This window comes from Bacillus sp. BML-BC051, assembly GCF_019656175.1.
Lineage (GTDB): Bacteria > Bacillota > Bacilli > Bacillales > Bacillaceae_G > Bacillus_A > Bacillus_A mobilis.
The window spans coordinates 37,618-55,853 of sequence record NZ_BPLI01000062.1; the positions used below are offsets into that span (position 1 = coordinate 37,618).

Here is an 18,236-nt window from a genome sequence, read left to right on the forward strand (position 1 = left end):
AGGACACACCTATGGCATATATATGCGTAGGTGTGTCCTTTTGCAAGATAGTTTTAGAAGTATTTTGTTACTTTCATCATATCATATTTCTTATTAATTTTATATATGAAATTTAAGATTTTGCGATATTATTTCTTCTTCTCATATATAAACGTGACTCTCTTCTGTGTAGAGTCATATGTTAATTTCGCATCGAATGATTTTCCTGTTTTTTTCGATATGAATCCTTTTATTGTATCCGTCATATTCTTTTCTAATAATTTCTTGATTTGACTAGCTGTAATTCTTTTTTCAAGTATCATTCCTGAAACAATGAAATCACAGCCCTTCTTGTACTGTTCGCATAGATAGTTTGTTTTCCCTATTATGACTCTACTCTGGCATAATGGGCATTTACCTACTGTACGATCCTCTGCAGTTGGAAATTCAAAACAAATACTAAGGTCCGGGTTTAATCGAATCGCAGCTGTGAATTCTCCTTTTTCTCCACTAAAACCACTAATGAAGTCTGTTACATTGTTATTCACTAGTTTTTTAATCTGGCTATCGGATAATTTCTTTCCTTTAATTTTAGCCGGCAACATAAAATCGCATCCGTTTTGATATTCTGAGCACCCAAAAAACGTTTTACGGTTTAGGATTTGTCCTTTTTGACACTTTGGACACTGACCTAGCGATAATTCTTCAACTGAAGGCAAATTAAAGCTGACTTCACCGTTAACGAATGCTAAATAAGCAGAAAATTCTTTGCCATTAGATTTAAATCCTTTTATAATGTCCGTTTTATTTTCTTCAAACAGTTTTTTAATTTGTGCTGCAGGAATCGTTTTTTCTTTTATTCTTTTGGGTAATCCAATGTTACAGTTTGGATGATTGCTACACCCGAAAAATTTCCCTCTATCTAAAATTATTCCATTTCCACAAGGACATTGGCATACTTCTATTTGTTGCTTCCAGGTCTCTATTAGATTGTGCGAAACCGTGTCAGGTATTCTTATAATCTCTTGTGCTATTTTTTGTACAAATGTATTTGTTTGGGCAATGAAGTCTTCATAACTCATTTCATTCTTTTCAATACGGTGTATCATTCCTTCCATTTCAGCTGTGTATAGTGGATCTTTAATTTGTTGAACAGGAAATTGTTCAATAAAGGCACGTCCAATTGGAGTCGTAGTAATTTTCCCTTTTTCAATGGCTATATAGTTCTTCTCATGTAAAGCTGGAATAAAGGTTGCTTCGGTTGCAACGGTTCCAATTCTTTTCCCCTTCATTAATTCCTTTAAATGTTCATCGTCTATTTTACGTCCTGCTGTTTCCATAAAGGTCAGAATGGAGCTTTCTGTGTGTAGAGCAGGTTTCTTTGTTTTGGATTCTAGTAATTCAAAATCGCAGATTTGAAGTTCCTGTCCTTTCTGCATAATAGGAATTTTAAATACTTCCACACTTTCTTCCTCTACTTCCTCTTGAAACACTTCTAGAAATCCTTTTTCTCGAAGTACACTTTCTTTTGTTTGATAGATATTTCCCATCGCGTCAATAAGTAATACTTCTCTTACCAGGTATACTGCAGGACGCATGAAATTACCCACAAAACGTTTTACTACGAGGCTATATAGTTGTTTTTCAATCTCTGGACGACCTTCCTCTTGATATTGTTTAGTCGTAGGTATAATAGCAAAATGACTTGATACAAGCTCATCGTTGAATGTTTTATGTTTCACATCAATTGCTTCAATATCTACGGATTGTACCAGTAAAGAATACTGACTCTTAGCTAGTGCCTGCATAACACCTTTTACACGCTCTACTTGCTCTGTAGGCAAATGCCTAGAAGATGAACGAGGATATGTAATAAACCCTTCTTCATACAAGTTCTGAATATGTTTTTTTGCAGTTTCAGCATTAATTTGCAATTGCGCATGGGCATCTTTATACAGATCTGTTAAGTTATATAGCAATTTAGGATTTTTCTTCCTGGTTCCCTCTTTAAATTCTTCTACTACAAGATATTGCCCTTTCAAATTTTCTCCCAAACTTCTTAATGGCGATGGGTTTAACACTTGATCTTCTGTTTTCATAACCGGTGTAAGTCCTAAATCTGTTATTAGCTGCAGATGATAATAAGATTGCTCTCTATAGTTTTCAATTGCTAATTCGCGTTGGCGTATCTCATTTAATAAACACATTTGTACACGGCCAGATGACAATAAGAATTTATTTTGTGCTAATTTTGTGGTACATCCCCTGGTTATATTCATCCCTAATAGATAATCCAGATACTGCCTTGCTTTAGCAGAATACGCCAGTCCATCGTATTTAGATGCGCTTTCTAATCGATTGAGAGCTGCTTCAAGTTCTGCAGCTTCAAAAGAGGATTTAAATACGCGAGATTGCTTTTTATTCACACCTGCATATTCGTACACTTCCCTATAGATTAACTCTCCCTCTCGGTCCGCGTCACATACGTTCACCGCATGGTCAACATCAGGACGTTGCAGTAGTTTAACAAGGATTTGTAATTGTTCAGCATTTTCTTGTATCACTTTATAAGCTGGCTGATAAATTAAAGGTAAATGTTCTAACTTAAACATTTTATACTCTGGATCCATCTCTTCCGGATTTTTTAGTTCCAGCAAATGTCCACGGCACCAACTGACAATATAATGATCATTTTCATAATAACCATAATAAGGCTTGCTACCAATGTACTTTTGTGAGTGACGGAATCGTGGCGATTTCATAATTTCATTGGCCACTTTTGATTTTTCTGCAATAAATAGCGTTTTCCCCATAACTTTTCCTCCTTAAACAAAAAAAGGACACACCTACGCTATGGTTATGCGTAGGTGTGTCCTTTTGCAATATGATTTTTTAGTATTGGATTATTTCTATTATAGCACATTATCTATGTTTGTATGTTTCGTACATAGTATTTATATATATATATAAAATAAAAGAAATTAAGACTAAGATTGCTAGCAAATAATAAACTTATTAATATTATTGCTCCAATAGGGTAATTATTAAGTTCACCTTGTTCAAACTAAGTATCGTTCTTGTTTTTTTAATTGAATTAAAATATCCTTATTTTGTTCTAATCATATTATCACCGACCACAACATCGATGTTATCTCCAATATTTATATGTTCATACAAGCTTTTCTCAACTGACACTTTATATTCTTTCTCCTCTACATTTACTTTTAGATAATACCTTTTCTCACCATCAGAAACGCTTGTACTTGTCGTTGTCATCGGTACACTCATGTTAATACCCGGTACAAACATAGAAGACGTATCAAAGGTTGTATCCATTTCAAGATCTTCTTCCTTTTCCTCTTTCCCTAATACTACTCCTTGTTTATCTTCGCCACTTAAGTGTTCCTTTTGTTCCTGCAACATATGATCCACCAATTTATTACCTTGGTATTCACTGTACCAAACAAAACCAAATACCAAGCAGATCCCAAACAAAACTGCTCCTGCATTCACTTTCCAATTCATCTAAAAATCACACCTTTCTATCATCAGTGATTACTTTTCCACGAAATGCTGTAAACGTCCCCATGTTATCAACTCATATTTAAATTAAAGTAATAATTTTTATTCGAATCTAAAGCCAACCAAACATTTTAAGAATAAATGAAATTCCCATAGTAATAATAAAAACAACTGTCATAAATACAATCACTCTTTTAAAAGTTCCGTGACTCAATAAATATCATCTCATTTCTGTATAAAAATCATATTAATATTACTCTTAGGATCTATTATTAAAATTTTTTCTTTATTCAATGCCGATTCTAATATTTCTTTTGCTTTAGATAGAGTATACATTCCACTCATTCCTCTTAACTCTCCACTAGTTATGATAACTTTAAAATTTTTCATTTTGTTATTATCACAATTTCCACATGTGCCCTTAATATCGGAAATATTGTTTTCCTTACCGCAATCTTCACATTGAAAAAGTAATCCCACTATAAACATCTCCTATATTTAAAGCTTTTAATTATTTGCTACTACATTCGAATGGATTTTTAAAAATATTATTTAACCTCAATTACAATAACAATTAGCTTTAAAAATAACCTTTATTCAATAAACTCTCTAAACCGTCCGCAAACTCTTTATCTTCTTGCCATTTACTTGTTCTCTTTATATCGATTACTTCAGAGATAAAACGATGTAGTCCATAGTTTGTTTTACAAACCATTTGAGCCAATTGCTCCATATTTAATTCGATATTTACATTACAATATTGTTCCTTATCTAAATGTTTATAAAAATGTTTCCCAGTTGCCATTAACTCTTCATCCTCACTTTCCTCGCAATTTAACATCTATTTATAGTCCCTCTGGTTTTAGTAAAACCTTTACTTTATTTTTAAGAGCACCTTCCAATTCATAATAACTATAGTTTTCTTCAAGGAAGTGTTGAAAAGTGTCATATACACTTCTTCTCCATATAGTGTTATCAATCATCGGTTTAATTTTGTCATCTAGCTTCATTAATACATCCTTTAGGTTATCTCCATTAGCAACAGGGAGCCAAGAGCCTTCATTATAGAAATAAAACCCTAATTCCGTACTCAATTTTCCTTCACCATCTGTAATCTCTCTTACTTCATATGTGTGATTCGGATGAGGTGCAACCACTGCCCATATGCCTCTACTATATCTATCTTCCCAACATTGTAAATTCCAATTATGTTTTGATATTAATTCTTGTAGCGCATCCATTCTATTGCCTCCTATTGGATTAATTATGATTTATGCGAAAGTTAATTATGTAATTTTCCATTAAGAAAAGTTGCATAGGATTTATCTAACAAATTAAGCAGTTTCGTTAAATCCTTTTCATTTCGGTAACCAAACATTACTCCCTTGGTAAAATCACAATCTATAACACCGAGGAAAGGTAAAAAAATAATTAATTCGTTAAAATCAACCTTTGTTTCTTCATAATATATATAGTTATCTACCTCGCTCTTACGAGCATACTCTTTATAAAAAGAATAAAAATCCCGGTGAAATTTTGCTTTTAGTGGTGTAATAGGTATTTGTATACTACTCTCACCTATTGTTAAGCATCTTTGATAGAGTTGTAAGACACTTTTTTTAGTTACAGTAATATTTTTCTTCAAAGTAATTAAAACTATATTTCTATCGATTTCTTCAACATTCCAATATATCAAACTACGATTCATCAATTGGTTACACCTCACTTATTCCTTTTCAGGGTGATTGGAATATTATCGGATTTTTAATAGGACATAACTACTATATTATTACCGTTAATTTGAATATGTTTTAAATTAGCTCCTTTTGGTGCAAGCTCCGGTTTAAAGTTACTTTCTTCAAAAAAATGGACCTTTGTACCTTTCCCGGGTTTCCCGAGAACAAGAGAATTATTTTGACGTTTTTTGATTTTTTTCATTTTGATTCGCTCCTTTTCTACAAATTTCAAATTTAAAACCAATTAACAATTTCCCCTAAATTAATTTAAATCCATCATGCATCTTTATTTTTCCAAAGTAATTATATTCCGCTACTACTATCTCACCACAAATGAACTTCCATGTATCATTATTCAACTTTACAACAAATTGCTCACCTTCTTTTAAACCCTGTATAACTTCACCTTTATTATTATAAATATAGGAGTCTTTTGTTACTTCAACTTTAATTTCTTTTTTCATCTTATTCATATTCCTTTTTACTATAAATAAGGTAAAATGATATATTGTAATTATTAAAACCAAAAACACGATCAGAAAGAGACAACCATTAAGCATAATATTAAATCTTTCCACCGTATCTCCCTCCTTATTTAATATTTCATTAAAAAAGGACACACCTATGGCAGTGGTCTGCGTAGGTGTGTCCTTTTGCAACGTAATATCAATATATTAACTTACGTTAATTATAACACTTTTTATATTCTTACTCAATTTAATTTATATAATCACAGATAATATTTACTCCATCAGACATCTCAAAATACACCCTTTATTTCTAAAATATATTTTTAATCATTCTTTTTCATCTCAAAATCTTTTTGGTTTCCTTTTAGCTTATAATACTTCATGTTAAGACGAATAGATACTATGGAGATTACTATGAACCCTATTACATATAACATGTCTCTCTTTCCCCATTTCTTATTGTTTAGCGAACTTATTATGTAAATATTTCACATGTTTCTTTTCAATATCCTTATCCATAATGTTCGCTCGCAATATTGTTTGGTAGATGTGCTGGACCTCATCATTTGTTAGTTGCGCTTCAGTATATAATTCAATACATTTTTGTAGTTCGTTATAATACAGGACATGTTTATCATTAGATTGAACATTTACTCTTTTTAGACTGCATTTTGGATGGAACGCTGCAATAGAGATGGTCGGCAGTTGTTGTTCCATTACCCATTCAATAGCTTTTATATGTTTATAATTTTGTCGAAATGGATTTTGAAAAGAAGATTTCTTTCTAAAAATACTCTGTGTCCACCTTGCAGATTTCTCATTTCCACAGATCCAACCTTCGTAGTTTTTCGTCTCTATAACAAATACACCGGTTTCCGCGATAACAATATGGTCAATTTGCGTTGTATCACCATACTCAGTATGAATCGTAACATCATGTAACACGCAATACTTTTCTGAATCCAATTTGCTCAATGTACGCTTCACTAATTTTTCTCCAACTTTCGCTTTCCATTTTGGTACATGTTTTTTCACAACAATATTCAATGGAATTAGAATTGCAATGAGAATTAATTCGAATATCAATACTTTCATTGTAAAATCCTCCTTTTCACACTCTTACGTTTTTGCGCATTAGACGATAGATATACGTTTCTAATCCTAAAATAAAATATGAGATACATAAGCCCTTTATCACCATCTCTACAAATCCTAAGGCTAATGAAAGAAGGAGCCCGCCCCTAAACGGAAACGGTCTTGTCACTCTTCGATTTACTGGTTTTTCAATAACCCCAAAATTTGCCCAGGTAGGCAAACGCTTTTCCACATTCTTTACAGTGCCCGTTAATCCGTATTTTAGCGATAAAATGAAACATCCAATTAGTAAATATACGATAGATGAAAAATAGATAGATAGACTTATAACGATAATTGTAAGCAGCCAACCTATTAAAATAGAATTTCGCAAAGCAATATATTCCCGATTTCTTCTCAAAACAAACATTCCTTTCAAAATAAATTAGGGTATTTTTAAATGGAAAATATTTACATTTAAAAATAAGCATGATATGATACGTCTATATTAAATTTTGAAATAGCCTATAAAGGATTGTGATAGATATGTTAAAACTTGTAGTAGATAATACCGTAACAGAAACAGAACCAGAACCAAAAACAGATTCAGCTTTTTCTAACTTTTTCACCTGCAAAGACTGCGTATATTATCTTTCAAAATCAGATTCTTGCAGTCTACAATTAGCAGCTGATTCAAATAATCCCCTTATCCCTTATGAATGTGGGAACTTTGAAGAAACCTATGAAATTGGAACGGAAGATCCATTGAATTCACATATACATCAACGACTTCGTGAAGAAAAAGCGCAAATGTTAGCTGAAAATTATCCAGCACAACCTTCTATTGATCCGATTCATAAAGATGCAATGTGGTATGGAACAATAGATTTTGGTTGTTGGATTGTAAATGACTCAAAAAAACGCTTTACTCTTGCAGAACAAGTTCCTTTTAATAATAACTGCCCAGAAAAATATGCTTCTCCTTTCCCTTTACATGATCACGGAGCAAAAGAAGGCATCAGACACTATATGTGCTGGTATGTGAACGAAAAGGGCATAGGCGAATACCATCTACTTATTGGCGGTGTCATCATGAAAATTGCAGAAGGAGTTAGAAAACTTGGATTCAATGACTAATCACATCTATAAGAAAAGAATGTTAGAACATACAATAGTATTTACCCTGGTACACCTCGTACCAATTCTTATTTCAACCAGCATCATATATTTAGCCATGGAACTTTCTAATTCGGAGTGGCATATTTTGCTTAGTTATGAAGGGATATTTACAATTCTGTTCCTTATAACGAGGTTCCTAGTCTTTCAAACAAAGACAAGTATTCTTTCTATGAAACAATACGAGAAATGGTTTTCCGAGTTAAATATTATTTTAGTTTCCATTTTCCTTGTCAGTTTTGCAGGCATACCAGCTCTACTACAAGTTGTGTTCATTCTACAAATGGCACTCACTTTCTATCTGTTAGAGCGTAGTTGTCTGTATATCGAAAGATTGACAATACATAATCTCTATACAATACAAGAAATCATTTGCGACAAAAAACAACTAAAAATTGATCGAATTATTCCCTATAATGAGGAACACGGAACTCTTACCATTCAAACTAAAGATGAACAATATTTTTTATATAGAGCAGTGTATCTAAGTGGCATATTATCTCCTATAACTAAGGAAACATTTGCGGAATATGAAAGAAGTAACCTAATGGGTAGATAAAAGGTACTGAATTTAGATTCAGTACCTTTTCCATCTTTATATATGGTTCTTTACATATTAGCAAATAGCCATGGAGCGAGTACGGCTAACATACACAGCAAACAAGATCCTGTTATGACACGGTTAGACCAACGATAATACTCAGGCTGTTTCGTACTTTCATGAATCTTTCTTAAACGACTACCTGCAATTAACATAAATGGTGTGAAAATAAGTGCTGTTGCTTTAAACAGGTCTAAAAAATCCGTAAAGATGTTCATAAACGAAAATACATCGGAACTAAATAAGAAGTACACACTTAGTCTCATGGACATCATGCTAATAAATGAGAAAATCATACTCCCAGTCGCCCACTTCATCCATTGACCATTCTTTGTAATTAATGCCATAACCATGACAATAACGCCTAATACGAATGAAATAGAAAAGATATTTACTCCTACTTTAAAAGCCGGTGCATACATACCTTCAATCTTTTGTATGATTGATGAGCCAAATGAATCATCTTTCTCTGTTGCTTTTGCTCGATTGTTTAATCCCTTTTGAAAGGACGACGAAAGTTCGCTCCCTTTTCCTTCATTAAAACTTGGTTTTACAGAAGCTTGAGCCGCTTGTAAGGGTATAAGTAGTAAAATCATTAAAATAAGCGTACATAGGACTCCAATCATCCCTTTTTCTTGTTTCATCACACATCACCCGCTAATTTCGGTTTAACGCTTTTTAATTTGATTTGATTTCCTTCCGCAACATAATAAAGATCTGCTGCATAATAGATATTTGCTTTCGTATATGCTCCCATAATAGCATTCGCAATTTCTTCCTTCTCTACTGCAATGTATGTTTCATTTTCATTGTAAAATTCAATTTCAATTCGATTAATATTATTATTTAGTACTGTGATATGTAACTCTTTTAGGCTATCTAGACGATTTCCTAATCCACATACTAATTTAAATACTTTATTTGCAATTGTTGGTGGTTTAACATAAGTCGTATTAAAATGAAGAGTTTCATCATCTATCACACCATCTTCCTCAACTTCACACGTCATAATGAAAGAATGATTTTGCTTTTCGATTTCTTGTTGACTCAACTTACGATCAATGACATACTTCACGCTTGTTGACAGGTTTTCTATATATTCATCCAGTTCGGTATTTGAAATTTTAACCTCTGAGAATTCCGGAAAAATCATATAAGCATGTACATTTGAGCTACTTTTACTTACACGTAATACCTGAACTTGTTTCTTTTCATAGCGCACCGTTTGTTCTAATTTTTCTACTACATTGTTACTTAGGGAATTAATAATCATTTACATTCACCTTTCAAAATTGTTATTTTTTTAACTCATAAATATTTTTTACTTCATATAATCCTCATGTTTGGATTTAATCTATTTTAAGCATTGTAATATTGCGGAGAGTTCTCAGTTCTCCTGTTTTAAGATTATAATCACTTAATCTTAAACATTTTAATATTACAATGACGTACAATGTCTCATTATAGTCGAATATTCTTATATGGTGAATCATTCTGTCCCACTCATTTGTACAAAAATAAAAAAATGTTTTATCCTTGTACAAATGAGTGGAAAAATGCTGCATTCATACTATCTGTCTATAAAAATACAACTAGGAAATTAATTTATATATTCCCTAGTTGTCTATCACTCCATTCAACTAATGTATAAGAATACGGTGAATCAATTTGTAATTCTAAATACAACGGTTGATTTTCTGGTAAGATTTCTCCCTCTGTATGAATCCAATAACGCTTGTTATCCGACATATTCAGTACGCGTGTCAGTCCTTGTTCTCGTCTTATTACTTTTGCAGTCCACCCAACCCGATTCATATCTTCTACCTCTGATACTCCTTGTGGAAAAGGTAGATTCTGTTCTGTTTCTAGTGGGATTGGCAACTGTTTTAGTTCCGAAAACGTCTCCTCATATTTAAATACTTCCTCTGGTATATCCTCATCGCTCGGAAAAGGAATTCCATATTCTGCTTCAGAAGCAGGAGTATGATGAAATTCTTCAGCATACTCCACTTCTTTTGCAACTTCCTTGTCCTGCTCAAACGCTTTTTCTTCTTCGCCTACATTTATTCGAATAGATGTAGCAACTAAATCGTATATATTGGCTACATCCTTTTCTAAGGTAATCTCTTTCGTTGGAACAGTAACACGTTCTTGTTCCCTACCAATAGGTCTATTTTCTCTCGGACACCAATAAACAGGTCGTTCCACCGGTTCTGGCCCTTTTTCTTTTTTCTTCTCTTCTATCAACATGTTTCTTTTGGTTTTGCAAACTACATAAACCATATAGCAAATTAGTGCGATAAGAAGTTTCGTAAACATGACTTTCCCCTCTCGTTTAACCAAATAAATCAAACTCAAATTGTCCTTCAATTACTTTATTTTTTTGTTTTCCTTTTCCTTTCTTTTGAGAACCATCTACTTCCACAATCAATTCATCCCAGAGTGTAATGTCTTGTTTTTGTACAAGCATACGCTTATCGGCATTCAATGTTGTTAAAGTACGTATGATATCTTCTACATTCCCGTCAATTTCAAGTTTACGTTGCTTTACTACAACGCCAGGAACTTTTTCTTCTTGGATATATTCAACGGCTTTTTGCACAAATTTCGCATCTTCCATATACGATACGTCAAATGTACTCGGTAATGTTTTCACCCAGTTTGTAAATTGGATCTCAATTGATTCAAACACTGGTGTAATTACTTTACCGATATTTGCAAGTACTCGCTTAGATTCTTCCGATGCTGCCTGTGTCCACTCTTCTGTTGAACCTTTTAATTGATTCCCGCTTTTAATATTTTGGATTAATAACGTCTGAAGATCTCCTGTATCACCAAGCATTGCATTCAGTCCATCACTTGTTGCATCACCATTCATTGCTTCAGCAGCTTTATTCTTTTGGGCAATTAATTGCGCCATCTGTTCTTGGAATGTTTCTCGATATCCAAGATAGAAAGTTCTGCATTGCTTTGTTTGACCAATGCGCCAATGTCTTCTTGCAGCCTGATTTAATGTAAATAAGCTGAATGATAATTGGTAGAAAATTAATGTTGGCGTCGCCAGCAAGTCCAATCCTACCTTAACTAATTCTTGTGAACAGATGATAACATTCACACCGCTATTTACTTGCTCTTTTAACCATGCACTGCGCTTTGGCGGAGTAACTGTATTCGTACGAAGTATAGCTACTTTTGCCCCAGGCACTTGCTCTGCAACCTTTTGTAAACGAGGCTGAATGTCTCGTTCTTTCACTGTAGATCCTGTATCAGATACATAAATGATGGCTGGACGGCCTTCAGAGATTTCAGTATGCAATATTTCTTGCAGCTTCTTCTCCTTCGGCTGTATACAATCCTCATCAAATCTGAATTCTTCGTTGGACCAAACTAATTCTCTTTCCGCATTATCTAAGTGATAGTTTGGGTAGTGATTCATATTGTCTGGATACGAATTTCCTGTACGAATATAAGAGAGCCATAGTTTCCCAACATCTGGTGTACCTTTCGCCCCTTCAATCGCCTTCTCAAAAGATTCTTTCATATGCTCATAAGCCTGTTTTTGTTCTTCCGACATATCGACAAGAATCGTAGGTACATTAATTAACTCCACAGGATTTGGCCACACATCTTTTAAGCGCACATTAATGGTTGTATCCATTAAAAATTGGGTAAACACATAAGGTGAAATACCAGGTACGACCTTGGTTTTATCTAAATTACCTTGTGCTCCACGTGAAGCTATATTAGATGTGACCTCACCATCATGGTAATATGTTCTCTCGATATTTCAATAGGTTTCATTCCATTCCATTAAAGAACTATATTCAAACCCACTTTTCACCATTTTTTGAGGGAACAGACGCCATAACGTATAGAATACGTCGCTTGCGCGCCCACCAAATAATGTACCTGTTCCAGCTACGACTTTCTTACAAACCCTTGCTAAACTTCCTAAAGCAGTTCCTTGTGCTGTTTCACTCTTTAATAGCGATAGGTAAGGTTTTGAAGTAATCTCCACCTTTTCCCCCGCTCCACACCGTACGTGAACCTTTCAGCTCATACGGCGTTCCCTCTAGTTTTATCTAATAGTAATTCTTTCGAGTTTACATAGCTTCCTGAGTTGGTTGATTTTCTCAATTTGTTTTGTGTGCAATCGGAATCTATTAACATACCTTAGTATGGTGCCTTCTAGTGATGCATGGATTAGTGTATGGATATCTTTATGAACGATGATAAGATTCTGAAACTCATCTGTTCCACCAAGGAAAGTGGGTTTCTTATGATGACAGTGAACATCTCTTGCTTTAAGCGGTAATCCAGTAATAAAACATTTCCCTTTTTGTGCGGAATATTTGGATAGTCTATTGTCCATATATTCGATGCTTCTATTAGGAAGTCTGGATTTCATCAGCTCGGTAAGTTCTTTGTCCCAATCGAATACTTTTTCATCTGTATAGGGGTTAATGGACTGTGAATAATTTAGATTATTCTTTGTTGTAACCTGTCCTATAGGAAAAAGATATACACCTGCTACCCTGTATGTTTTACGTGTATTTTTGTAAAACTTTAGGTATGCCCCTTTCTCTGGAAGTTCATTGGGCTTGCCATACCATGCAATTTTTTTCAGTCGGTTGTTAAGAGTTCGTAAAACCCTATATTCAATGTCGCTCATATCCTTAACAATGTGAGTAGCATATTGGAAATTATTTTGGACTCCTAATACTACTGAATTGTAAAGATTTGCATTGCCGGCCGAAGGATGCTTTTGTATCTCATAGATTCTTTCTTTTAATTTCGTGATGATTTGTTTTTGTTTGTCATCATCTATATGCGAGAAGAATACCCTTTTGTTTCCCTTGATAGCAGATTTAAATTTATAACCTAAGAAGGAAGAAGACTTCTTTCGAAGATTAATAATTTTTGATTTATTTGGTGAGATTTCAAGCTTTAATCTTTTATTTAAAAAATCAACTACTGCATGAAACCATTTAACCGCTGAATCGTGAGTGTTAGTCATGATTCTAAAATCATCTGCGTACCTCACTAAGAATCCTTCTTTAAGTTTAGAATTTCTTCTAAGGTTAACGTATTTGGAATAGTTGACGGAGTATTGGTACCTCGTTTCAAAGCATTCCCATTGATCGGCTACCCATTGGTCTAAGTCATTGAGGACAATGTTAGAAAGCAGTGGTGAAAGAATTCCACCTTGGGGTACGCCTTTTGTTGGTATACCTTCTCCTTTAATCGGTGCTTTAAGCATTTTGCTAATTACAGCGATTACTCGTTTGTCTCTTATGCCAATATTCCAGACTTGTTTAAGAAGAATGGAGTGATTTACATTATCAAAGAAACCTTTTATATCAATATCAACCGTGTAGTGATATTTATTGATATTTACTAATGTTTGAACTCTTGCAACCGCATGTCGTGTAGTACGTGTTGGCCTAAAACCATAAGAATGATTGTAGAATTTCCCTTCGCATATTGGTTCCAGAACGTTCAGGAACATTTGTTGGACGATTCTGTCTTGTATGCAAGCAATACCTAAAGGTCTTTTCCCTTTTGAGTAATTTTTATCTATCCATACACGTCTAACCGATTTTGGTTTGTAGTTTAACACTAGTTCTCTCATATAATGAATGAACTCATCTTGATTAGTATTAGCAAGATCCCAAATTGTTTTGTCATCAGTACCCGGGGTTTTTGAACCGGTGTTTGATTTAACTTGCCTATATGCTAATAAAATATTTTCATCCGAAATGACAATCTCTAGTAGGTTCTTGAAATTCTTAGTACCCTCACGACTTCTTTGGAATAAATCATTCTGTATTCCTGTGAAATCGTAGTATTGTTTATGTCGATTTGCTATCGCGCTCATTGGTGTAGAAATCAGCTCCTCTAAGTGATTTCCAACTCACCTTCTTACCCGAAATATGAGCTACAACTCTAACTCGAATTTCTATTAGTAAAACTAGACTTGGGCCTATCCCTCCACTATGTTTCCATAGCTTCAACGGTACTGTGACCCTACTTTCACAACCATAAACACATTTCGATTCATTATTGAATCTTATAGTGAACTTCCCACTGATAGGTGTTTGGTATAGAAGTTGGCTGCTTACCACGTTCCAATATACCTAGCTTTACATATACCCTTAGATGGCTGCTTTACACCTGTGAGCCTTATAGTCTCTTTGTTGACTATGCCGATTTTCATAACGAATAATCTTACTCATCGGTATCTCACACTACATAAGTAGCAAGAAAGGTTTCCCATTCTTTAGTCCTATAGGCGCGTACATTCGCAGTCTTCGTCAGTTCCCCATGGAACATTCTCATCATAGGTATTTTATAGCGTCCCGGCCTATCTCTAACCATACCCTCTCTGTAAGAGTGGCTTTAGAATTAGATTCAGCCGACTTCACCTAGTTTCATACATAACGCAATGTATCTCTATCAAGATAAATGCATGCAGGAGTATTAGACTGTCAGTTTCAGCTCAACATGACGGCTTTCATTCCTGACATCGGTATATCAGTTGTACCTAAAATACTTTTAGGCCACCTATTTCGTATCAATTAAGCGACACTTATAAGGTAACGTGTCACACATTCGTGAACTTCATCAACGATAAGAGCATCAAAGAAGTGTTTCATTTTTCTACGAATATACTCAACAGTAGCTACCTTTCGATATGCTCTTCCTGATTGTTTCGCATCATATGGCTTCACACGATTCTCTAGCTCTAGTTGTTTTTGCAGCGGTTTATTTCCCTCTTTTATTGCTTGTACTAATTTATTTTCATATTTGGTCCAATCTTTAAAACTCGCATATTTCGTTTTTACTTTTGGACTCCAAATGTTTGAATTACAATCAGCACATACACTATTTTTATTTGTTTTCGAATCTAAGTCACTTGCTGTAAAATCTTTATACTGGCAGACTTCTTTCTGTTCACCATTAGCTTGTTGAACTATAATAGAAGACGTTTTTTTACGTAACTTAGCACCACAATCTGGACAATAGTATCCATTCTTATAATATCTTTGCACCTCTTCCTCCGATTTCTTGGAAAGTGCAATTTGCTTATAAGGTAATGGCATCTGTTTAATAGAATCCCCTCGCATTGTAGTAAAACTAATGACAAAGAAGGTTGGCTTTTCTGGTTTTGGTCTTCCTGCCTGGATCCAAGATTGATGAATGCGAATTAAATCCTCTGTACGTTTAATCAGATGTACATCTGCGTCTGGTATTAAGTGTCGTATTTCTTCTTTTGCCCACTTCTCAGTTAGAGTCGGTGGCACAAATACGCAGGTACGATATCCTTTTTGTCCTGTCAAATGGAAATATCCATCTACTGTCGCTGTCATAATTGCACTTTTTCCGCTCGACATTTCCCCCTGTATAATGATCCCTTTTTGTACTTGTAATGCTTTTGCTGCACCTGTTGCTACATGTGCCTGTACAGGGAATAATGGTCTTTGGTATGTATCAAAATGAGATAATGCCTGTTCTTTCATCGGTTGATGTAAAGGCTCATCTAATTTTGTTACTTTATCAAGCATGACAGGCGAATATTCCAATAGATATTCATTTAAATCATTAATTTCATTGATCTTTTCACCTGTACCCTCTTGCGGGAATTGACATTTTCCAGTACGTATCATTTCTGATAAAAACTCTTTACAATCCTCCTCTTTTAACGCTACCTGCGCAATAGATAGAGAAGTAAATTCATTTCTATCAAAATACACATTTAATGGTTGTAACAAATTTCTTGTTAACATCTCTTCATAAATTGGTTTCGCCCATTCTTCTAAAATTGGGAGACCATATGGAGGAGCCATTAAGAAATCTCTTACTTGCATTTCTGGTGCTTCATCAATTGCCACAATATACTTTTCTTCTAATTCTTTAGAAAACGCAATAATTGCCTTTTTTCTATTTACTGTTTGTGTATTTATAAACTCAAATTGCCCTTTCGAATTTACATTCATTTTTTTGCCTAATACATAATGTAATTCTTCTTTTTGCCCCTCTCCAAAATACAAACGACTAGTACCCATTGATATGGCTGCTCTGAATGACTTTAATGTACTGTCATTCGCACCTAACACTGCAAATTGCATTTGGTTGTTATGATTAACTGCCATAGCAAAGCAGAAAGCTGAATGTGAAGCAGTGCCTGTCTCCAATTGCAACATCGCTGGTGTTTGTTCCTGGTCAAATGTATCTTGTTGAATTATTTCTTGTAACATAAGTTTCCCTCCTAAAATAAAAAACGCATCTTATTCGATACGTTTCATGTCCTACTCATTCAATTTATTGGTTAAAAATCTATAAACTGTTTCCACTCTGGTAATGATTGTTCAGCCGCATGGAGCATATCACTGGCACCTTGAAAAACAGAGAATTGCTCTAATACTTCCAAAGATGTACCTGCACCTAATTGAGAAGCACATAAACAAATAACTGTAAGTACAATAGCAATACGAAATATACGATTGCTAAACTCCCATACAATGTATAGTGCTCCTATCCCTAACAGTACAGACATATCTCTCTTCCTTTCCTAGACAAGTTCTTTGACTTCACCAGTTGGTGTTGCGATGATAAATTTCGCGCGGCGTTTTTGTAATACAACTTCTTTCGTTGTTGTTTCCAGTTTCTCGAATGAAGTTTCAAAAAACACATTTTCAGAACCACGAACAGCATGGAGTGTATCACCTTCACCAAGCAATCCATCTGCCACACCCGTTATCAGCAATAGTCCTAATTGTCCAGAAGCAATTGGCATCTTTGCTCTCTCTGCAGCTGTTTTCTCAGCTTGAAGTGAGTAACCATTTCCTCTATTTAAGCGTTTCTTTAATGTTAAGATCCCCTCTGATTTACCTACACCTTCATAAGCATCTTTATAATCTACGCGAGATGTGAAAATTAATTTATTTTGATTTCGTAATGTAGGTATAGTCCAACTTTTACGATTCACCATTTGCGCTAATGTATTTACATGTTCTCTAACAAAATCTAGTTCTGACATATTCTCACAAAAATTAGCGAATCGATCGTTAAAATATGTATCATTTTTCGTAGCTGCACGCTTACGGCCAATAAAGACACATTGTTTAAATTGCTCAAATTCTTCATTTTCATCACCAAAACGCATTAACCCGATTTCCTCGTAATTCTTAGCTAAAAAGTAGCTAATTTCATCTCGAGCAAAACGATCGTATGGAATGACATACACCATAATGCCACCGTCTTGTAAATAATGGTGTGCACGCTTTAAGAAGTTAAAATCCATTTTCTCTGATTTCTTTTTTTCTGTCCGAAGCTCTGTATTATACGGTGGGTTTAAAAAGATAAGTGGAAAATAGTCATGACTAATCATCATACTTTCAAAGCTAGAGCGTATTACTACGTCTAATTGCTCTTTTGCTTTGTTATATCGATTTGCATCTAATTCCACACCATATGTATCAAGTTGTATACCAACTTGTTTCACCGCATCTGCAAAACTTCGTAAAATTGTACCTTCTCCACAACATGGATCAAAGCAAGCATAAGCTCGCTCTGATTCCATTTGTAATAACTGTATTAAATGATTCCCTTCTGTTAGTGGTGTTGGATAAAATCCCGCCGCTAAATCATTTCCTAAAATTGTCGATAGGTAAGTCT

Annotated in this window: 21 protein-coding genes; 2 read left to right on the forward strand and 19 right to left on the reverse strand. The window is 34.3% G+C overall.

The window, feature by feature from the left end; all coding sequences use genetic code 11:
- Positions 1 to 128: 128 nt before the first annotated feature.
- The 10 genes from K5S59_RS23065 to K5S59_RS23110 form a co-directional block, all read right to left on the reverse strand.
- Positions 129 to 2,792, reverse strand: a complete 2,664-nt coding sequence (locus tag K5S59_RS23065) for a type IA DNA topoisomerase (RefSeq protein ID WP_000520746.1) — start codon at positions 2,790 to 2,792, stop codon at positions 129 to 131.
- A 292-nt stretch (positions 2,793 to 3,084) separates the two neighbouring features.
- A complete protein-coding gene (locus tag K5S59_RS23070; protein ID WP_001104249.1) occupies positions 3,085 to 3,504 on the reverse strand; it encodes a hypothetical protein in 420 nt (139 codons plus the stop codon).
- 222 nt (positions 3,505 to 3,726) lie between these two features.
- The gene (locus K5S59_RS23075) at positions 3,727 to 3,990 is read right to left on the reverse strand and encodes a hypothetical protein (protein WP_011167263.1); all 264 of its coding nucleotides are present in this window, start codon (positions 3,988 to 3,990) and stop codon (positions 3,727 to 3,729) included.
- 91 nt (positions 3,991 to 4,081) lie between these two features.
- Positions 4,082 to 4,342: a hypothetical protein gene (locus K5S59_RS23080; RefSeq protein ID WP_000930819.1), complete on the reverse strand. Its 261-nt coding sequence runs from the start codon at positions 4,340 to 4,342 to the stop codon at positions 4,082 to 4,084.
- Between the two features lie 4 nt (positions 4,343 to 4,346).
- On the reverse strand, positions 4,347 to 4,742 hold the full coding sequence (locus tag K5S59_RS23085; protein WP_000339405.1) for a hypothetical protein: 396 nt from the start codon (positions 4,740 to 4,742) through the stop codon (positions 4,347 to 4,349).
- A 41-nt stretch (positions 4,743 to 4,783) separates the two neighbouring features.
- Positions 4,784 to 5,209 carry a hypothetical protein gene (locus K5S59_RS23090; RefSeq protein ID WP_001082099.1) on the reverse strand — a complete coding sequence of 142 codons (426 nt, stop codon included), beginning with the start codon at positions 5,207 to 5,209 and terminating at the stop codon, positions 4,784 to 4,786.
- A gap of 56 nt (positions 5,210 to 5,265) precedes the next feature.
- Complete coding sequence (locus K5S59_RS23095) at positions 5,266 to 5,439, reverse strand: hypothetical protein (protein WP_002163368.1); 174 nt, start codon at positions 5,437 to 5,439, stop codon at positions 5,266 to 5,268.
- Positions 5,440 to 5,494: 55 nt separating this feature from the next.
- Positions 5,495 to 5,815 (reverse strand): hypothetical protein, encoded by a 321-nt coding sequence (locus tag K5S59_RS30285; protein WP_000439354.1) that lies wholly within the window; start codon positions 5,813 to 5,815, stop codon positions 5,495 to 5,497.
- Between the two features lie 348 nt (positions 5,816 to 6,163).
- Complete coding sequence (locus K5S59_RS23105) at positions 6,164 to 6,802, reverse strand: nuclease-related domain-containing protein (protein ID WP_000865998.1); 639 nt, start codon at positions 6,800 to 6,802, stop codon at positions 6,164 to 6,166.
- Positions 6,803 to 6,818: 16 nt separating this feature from the next.
- Complete coding sequence (locus K5S59_RS23110) at positions 6,819 to 7,202, reverse strand: hypothetical protein (protein WP_002163370.1); 384 nt, start codon at positions 7,200 to 7,202, stop codon at positions 6,819 to 6,821.
- Between the two features lie 125 nt (positions 7,203 to 7,327).
- Here K5S59_RS23110 and K5S59_RS23115 point away from each other — a divergent pair, with 125 nt between their 5' ends.
- Both K5S59_RS23115 and K5S59_RS23120 read left to right on the forward strand, forming a co-directional pair.
- A complete protein-coding gene (locus K5S59_RS23115; protein WP_000916415.1) occupies positions 7,328 to 7,918 on the forward strand; it encodes a hypothetical protein in 591 nt (196 codons plus the stop codon).
- Positions 7,902 to 8,516, forward strand: coding sequence for a hypothetical protein (locus tag K5S59_RS23120; RefSeq protein ID WP_000377937.1), 615 nt, complete (start codon positions 7,902 to 7,904; stop codon positions 8,514 to 8,516). Before K5S59_RS23115 ends, K5S59_RS23120 begins: the two co-directional genes overlap by 17 nt.
- Positions 8,517 to 8,566: 50 nt before the next feature.
- On the opposite strand, the gene K5S59_RS23125 is transcribed toward K5S59_RS23120, so the two are convergent.
- The 9 genes from K5S59_RS23125 to K5S59_RS23160 form a co-directional block, all read right to left on the reverse strand.
- Positions 8,567 to 9,202, reverse strand: a complete 636-nt coding sequence (locus K5S59_RS23125) for a hypothetical protein (protein WP_220784092.1) — start codon at positions 9,200 to 9,202, stop codon at positions 8,567 to 8,569.
- Complete coding sequence (locus tag K5S59_RS23130; RefSeq protein WP_000586356.1) at positions 9,202 to 9,831, reverse strand: hypothetical protein; 630 nt, start codon at positions 9,829 to 9,831, stop codon at positions 9,202 to 9,204. The genes K5S59_RS23125 and K5S59_RS23130 overlap by 1 nt, the downstream gene beginning before the upstream one ends.
- Before the next feature lie 332 nt (positions 9,832 to 10,163).
- Entirely contained in the window at positions 10,164 to 10,877 is a 714-nt protein-coding gene (locus K5S59_RS23135) for a hypothetical protein (protein WP_000494457.1), read from the reverse strand.
- Between the two features lie 16 nt (positions 10,878 to 10,893).
- Positions 10,894 to 12,342: a DEAD/DEAH box helicase gene (locus tag K5S59_RS23140; protein ID WP_309295229.1), complete on the reverse strand. Its 1,449-nt coding sequence runs from the start codon at positions 12,340 to 12,342 to the stop codon at positions 10,894 to 10,896.
- Between the two features lie 3 nt (positions 12,343 to 12,345).
- Positions 12,346 to 12,576 (reverse strand): hypothetical protein, encoded by a 231-nt coding sequence (locus tag K5S59_RS30490; RefSeq protein WP_309295228.1) that lies wholly within the window; start codon positions 12,574 to 12,576, stop codon positions 12,346 to 12,348.
- A gap of 60 nt (positions 12,577 to 12,636) precedes the next feature.
- On the reverse strand, positions 12,637 to 14,436 hold the full coding sequence (gene ltrA, locus K5S59_RS23145) for a group II intron reverse transcriptase/maturase (RefSeq protein WP_001272779.1): 1,800 nt from the start codon (positions 14,434 to 14,436) through the stop codon (positions 12,637 to 12,639).
- 700 nt (positions 14,437 to 15,136) lie between these two features.
- A complete protein-coding gene (locus K5S59_RS23150; RefSeq protein WP_061129934.1) occupies positions 15,137 to 16,816 on the reverse strand; it encodes a DEAD/DEAH box helicase family protein in 1,680 nt (559 codons plus the stop codon).
- A gap of 71 nt (positions 16,817 to 16,887) precedes the next feature.
- On the reverse strand, positions 16,888 to 17,115 hold the full coding sequence (locus K5S59_RS23155; RefSeq protein WP_000114818.1) for a hypothetical protein: 228 nt from the start codon (positions 17,113 to 17,115) through the stop codon (positions 16,888 to 16,890).
- A 15-nt stretch (positions 17,116 to 17,130) separates the two neighbouring features.
- On the reverse strand, positions 17,131 to 18,219 hold the full coding sequence (locus K5S59_RS23160) for a DUF6094 domain-containing protein (protein WP_220784093.1): 1,089 nt from the start codon (positions 18,217 to 18,219) through the stop codon (positions 17,131 to 17,133).
- Positions 18,220 to 18,236 lie beyond the last annotated feature (17 nt).

Coding starts and splice junctions, on each gene's coding strand:
- K5S59_RS23155 (WP_000114818.1), bottom strand. CDS start 17,115: ATGTCTGTACTGTTAGGGATAGGAGCACTATACATTGTATGGGAGTTT.
- K5S59_RS23115 (WP_000916415.1), top strand. CDS start 7,328: ATGTTAAAACTTGTAGTAGATAATACCGTAACAGAAACAGAACCAGAA.
- K5S59_RS23070 (WP_001104249.1), bottom strand. CDS start 3,504: ATGAATTGGAAAGTGAATGCAGGAGCAGTTTTGTTTGGGATCTGCTTG.
- K5S59_RS23075 (WP_011167263.1), bottom strand. CDS start 3,990: ATGTTTATAGTGGGATTACTTTTTCAATGTGAAGATTGCGGTAAGGAA.
- K5S59_RS23150 (WP_061129934.1), bottom strand. CDS start 16,816: ATGTTACAAGAAATAATTCAACAAGATACATTTGACCAGGAACAAACA.
- K5S59_RS23135 (WP_000494457.1), bottom strand. CDS start 10,877: ATGTTTACGAAACTTCTTATCGCACTAATTTGCTATATGGTTTATGTA.
- K5S59_RS23085 (WP_000339405.1), bottom strand. CDS start 4,742: ATGGATGCGCTACAAGAATTAATATCAAAACATAATTGGAATTTACAA.
- K5S59_RS23095 (WP_002163368.1), bottom strand. CDS start 5,439: ATGAAAAAAATCAAAAAACGTCAAAATAATTCTCTTGTTCTCGGGAAA.
- K5S59_RS23130 (WP_000586356.1), bottom strand. CDS start 9,831: ATGATTATTAATTCCCTAAGTAACAATGTAGTAGAAAAATTAGAACAA.
- K5S59_RS23105 (WP_000865998.1), bottom strand. CDS start 6,802: ATGAAAGTATTGATATTCGAATTAATTCTCATTGCAATTCTAATTCCA.
- K5S59_RS23080 (WP_000930819.1), bottom strand. CDS start 4,342: ATGTTAAATTGCGAGGAAAGTGAGGATGAAGAGTTAATGGCAACTGGG.
- K5S59_RS23090 (WP_001082099.1), bottom strand. CDS start 5,209: ATGAATCGTAGTTTGATATATTGGAATGTTGAAGAAATCGATAGAAAT.
- K5S59_RS23125 (WP_220784092.1), bottom strand. CDS start 9,202: ATGAAACAAGAAAAAGGGATGATTGGAGTCCTATGTACGCTTATTTTA.
- K5S59_RS23065 (WP_000520746.1), bottom strand. CDS start 2,792: ATGGGGAAAACGCTATTTATTGCAGAAAAATCAAAAGTGGCCAATGAA.
- ltrA (WP_001272779.1), bottom strand. CDS start 14,436: ATGAGCGCGATAGCAAATCGACATAAACAATACTACGATTTCACAGGA.